Raw genomic sequence first — 3,660 nt, forward strand, 5'->3', positions numbered from 1 at the left:
GTAAATTTTCAGCGTTGCTGGCTCCCCGTCAGCCGGATTGGGTTGCATCGCAGGGGTGTCGAAAGAGTCAACTGCGGTCCAAAGCTGTTGGACTTGGGTGAAAAGGGCGTTTATTCTTCCTATACGTGCCGCGTTCCAGGCGGCGACTATGAGGGCTATGTCGATGCCCATGTGCGCCGGCTGGAGGCGCTACGCCGGGCCGGTATCGTCGAGCGGATCGACGCCGACCAATGGCGCATCCCCGATGATCTGGTCAGCCGTGCCGCCGCCCATGACGCCGGCCGAGACAGTCAGGCCAGCGTTCGCGTCCTTTCCCCGGTCGATCTGAACAAACAGATCGGATCGGACGGCGCGACCTGGCTGGACCGGCGGCTGATCCACGGCGAGACGGCCGACCTTGCGCCAACCGGCTTCGGGCAACAAGTCCGCGAAGCCATGGACCAGCGCCGCGAGCACCATATCGAACAGGGCGACGCCACCCGCAGCCGGGACAGCCGCGTCTTCTACCGGCGCAACCTTCTCGCCATCCTGCGGGAGCGCGAGGTAGCCGGCGTCGGATCGGATATGGCTTTGAGTAAGGGCCTGCCGTTCCGCGCCGCCACGGACGGCGAGAGCGTCAGCGGCAAGTTTACCGGAACCGTGCATCTATCGAGCGGCAAGTTCGCCGTGGTCGAGAAATCCCATGAGTTCACCCTTGTCCCGTGGCGGCCGATCATCGACCGCCAACTCGGCCGCGAGGTTATGGGCATCGTGCAGGGCGGGTCGGTGTCGTGGCAGTTAGGGCGGCAGAGGGGGCTGGAACGCTGAGTGCGCCCATGCCGCATTGCGAAGCAAAAGATAATCGGATAAAATGTAGCAATTCATATTCGTAAGCGTGGAGTAATCAGATGGGAAATTCCAAGTCAGCAGACAAGTAAGCCGCAACAACCAGTATTGTTGTTGCGGCGCTCTGTAAGGCTAGTCTCATCTGATTGCTGACGAGCAGACGTCGCCCGGTATTCCTTAATCGAGGGTTGATTCGTCATGACCACCACACGCCCCGCGTGGGCCTATACGCTGCCGGCAGCACTGCTGCTGATGGCTCCTTTCGACATCCTCGCTTCACTGGCGATGGATATTTATCTCCCTGTCGTTCCAGCGATGCCCGGCATCCTGAACACGACGCCCGCTATGATCCAACTCACGTTGAGCCTCTATATGGTGATGCTCGGCGTGGGCCAGGTGATTTTTGGTCCGCTCTCAGACAGAATCGGGCGACGGCCAATTCTACTTGCGGGCGCAACGGCTTTCGTCATTGCGTCTCTGGGAGCAGCTTGGTCTTCAACTGCACCGGCCTTTGTCGCTTTCCGTCTACTTCAAGCAGTGGGCGCGTCGGCCATGCTGGTGGCGACGTTCGCGACGGTTCGCGACGTTTATGCCAACCGTCCTGAGGGTGTCGTCATCTACGGCCTTTTCAGTTCGATGCTGGCGTTCGTGCCTGCGCTCGGCCCTATCGCCGGAGCATTGATCGGCGAGTTCTTGGGATGGCAGGCGATATTCATTACTTTGGCTATACTGGCGATGCTCGCACTCCTAAATGCGGGTTTCAGGTGGCACGAAACCCGCCCTCTGGATCAAGTCAAGACGCGCCGATCTGTCTTGCCGATCTTCGCGAGTCCGGCTTTTTGGGTTTACACTGTCGGCTTTAGCGCCGGTATGGGCACCTTCTTCGTCTTCTTCTCGACGGCTCCCCGTGTGCTCATAGGCCAAGCGGAATATTCCGAGATCGGATTCAGCTTTGCCTTCGCCACTGTCGCGCTTGTAATGATCGTGACAACCCGTTTCGCGAAGTCCTTTGTCGCCAGATGGGGCATCGCAGGATGCGTGGCGCGTGGGATGGCGTTGCTTGTTTGCGGAGCGGTCCTGTTGGGGATCGGCGAACTTTACGGCTCGCCGTCATTCCTCACCTTCATCCTACCGATGTGGGTTGTCGCGGTCGGTATTGTCTTCACGGTGTCCGTTACCGCGAACGGCGCTTTGGCAGAGTTCGACGACATCGCGGGATCAGCGGTCGCGTTCTACTTCTGCGTTCAAAGCCTGATAGTCAGCATTGTCGGGACATTGGCGGTGGCACTTTTAAACGGTGACACAGCGTGGCCCGTGATCTGTTACGCCACGGCGATGGCGGTACTGGTTTCGTTGGGGCTGGTGCTCCTTCGGCTCCGTGGGGCTGCCACCGAGAAGTCGCCAGTCGTCTAACCGACGACTGGTAGCAGGCCCGCTCCGATGCGGCGCACTAACCATCGAAACCTCGTGAATGTCGGTATCCTGTCTGGCAGGATACCGCTCATTTCCCTTGTTCAGTTCATCGCCGTCGCCGAGCATCTGAATTTTCGGCATGCGGCCAAGGCACTTGGTATCAGCCAGTCGAGCGTCAGCGCGCGTGTGAAAGCGCTGGAGGATAACCTTGGTGTCCTGCTATTTGAGCGCCATGCGCGGGGCGTTCGGCTAACAGACGCAGGCAGGCACTTCATGGAGCGTGTCACGGCGGGTGTCGATCAACTCGATCACGCAGTGAAGACCGCGGAGTGACGGGCACTGGCTGGCAATGTCTAGCAACGGCAGGCATTTCGGCTGAGGGTAAAAGAACTTTCCGCTAAGCGATAGACTGTATGTAAACACAGTATTGCAAGGACGCGGAACATGCCTCATGTGGCGGCCAGGACGGCCAGCCGGGATCGGGATACTGGTCGTTACCAGAGCCACCGACCCGAGCAAACCCTTCTCTATCAGATCGTTGACGAGTATTACCCGGCATTCGCTGCGCTTATGGCAGAGCAGGGAAAGGAATTGCCGGGCTATGTGCAACGGGAATTTGAAGAATTTCTCCAATGCGGGCGGCTGGAGCATGGCTTTCTACGGGTTCGCTGCGAGTCTTGCCACGCCGAGCACCTGGTCGCTTTCAGCTGTAAGCGTCGCGGTTTCTGCCCGAGCTGTGGGGCGCGGCGGATGGCCGAAAGTGCCGCCTTGCTGGTTGATGAAGTACTGCCTGAACAACCCATGCGTCAGTGGGTGTTGAGCTTCCCGTTTCAGCTGCGTTTCCTGTTTGCCAGCCGGCCCGAGATCATGGGGTGGGTGCTGGGCATCGTTTACCGCGTCATTGCCACGCACCTGGTCAAGAAAGCGGGCCATACCCACCAAGTGGCCAAGACGGGCGCGGTCACCCTGATCCAGCGTTTTGGATCGGCGCTCAATCTGAATGTTCACTTCCACATGCTGTTTCTCGACGGTGTGTATGTCGAGCAATCCCACGGCTCAGCGCGTTTCCGCTGGGTCAAGGCGCCGACCAGCCCAGAGCTCACCCAGCTGACGCACACCATCGCCCACCGGGTGGGTCGCTATCTGGAACGGCAAGGCCTGCTGGAACGGGATGTCGAAAACAGCTATCTGGCCTCGGATGCGGTGGATGACGACCCGATGACACCCCTGCTGGGGCACTCGATCACTTACCGTATCGCTGTCGGTTCACAGGCGGGGCGAAAGGTGTTCACTTTGCAAACTCTGCCGACCAGTGGTGATCCGTTCGGTGACGGGATTGGCAAGGTAGCCGGGTCCAGCCTGCACGCCGGCGTGGCGGCCAGGGCCGATGAACGCAAGAAGCTCGAACGGCTGTGCCGGTAC

The 3,660-nt window shown here is 59.7% G+C and carries 4 protein-coding genes; all 4 read left to right on the plus strand.

The genetic code is table 11. From position 1 onward, the window contains the following. A partial coding sequence (locus tag HX743_RS16505) for a DUF3363 domain-containing protein (RefSeq protein ID WP_223364268.1) occupies window positions 1–807 on the plus strand: 807 nt, incomplete at its 5' end. A 216-nt stretch (window positions 808–1,023) separates the two neighbouring features. Then, window positions 1,024–2,238 (plus strand): chloramphenicol/florfenicol efflux MFS transporter FloR, encoded by a 1,215-nt coding sequence (gene floR / locus HX743_RS15625; RefSeq protein WP_000214119.1) that lies wholly within the window; start codon window positions 1,024–1,026, stop codon window positions 2,236–2,238. Between the two features lie 27 nt (window positions 2,239–2,265). Then, window positions 2,266–2,571 carry a LysR family transcriptional regulator gene (locus tag HX743_RS15630; protein WP_001255015.1) on the plus strand — a complete coding sequence of 102 codons (306 nt, stop codon included), beginning with the start codon at window positions 2,266–2,268 and terminating at the stop codon, window positions 2,569–2,571. A 111-nt stretch (window positions 2,572–2,682) separates the two neighbouring features. Continuing rightward, on the plus strand, window positions 2,683–3,660 hold a 978-nt coding region (locus HX743_RS15635; protein WP_052774972.1), incomplete at its 3' end, for an IS91-like element ISVsa3 family transposase.

The organism is Acinetobacter sp. Swhac1, assembly GCF_013390985.1.
Taxonomy (GTDB): domain Bacteria; phylum Pseudomonadota; class Gammaproteobacteria; order Pseudomonadales; family Moraxellaceae; genus Acinetobacter; species Acinetobacter towneri.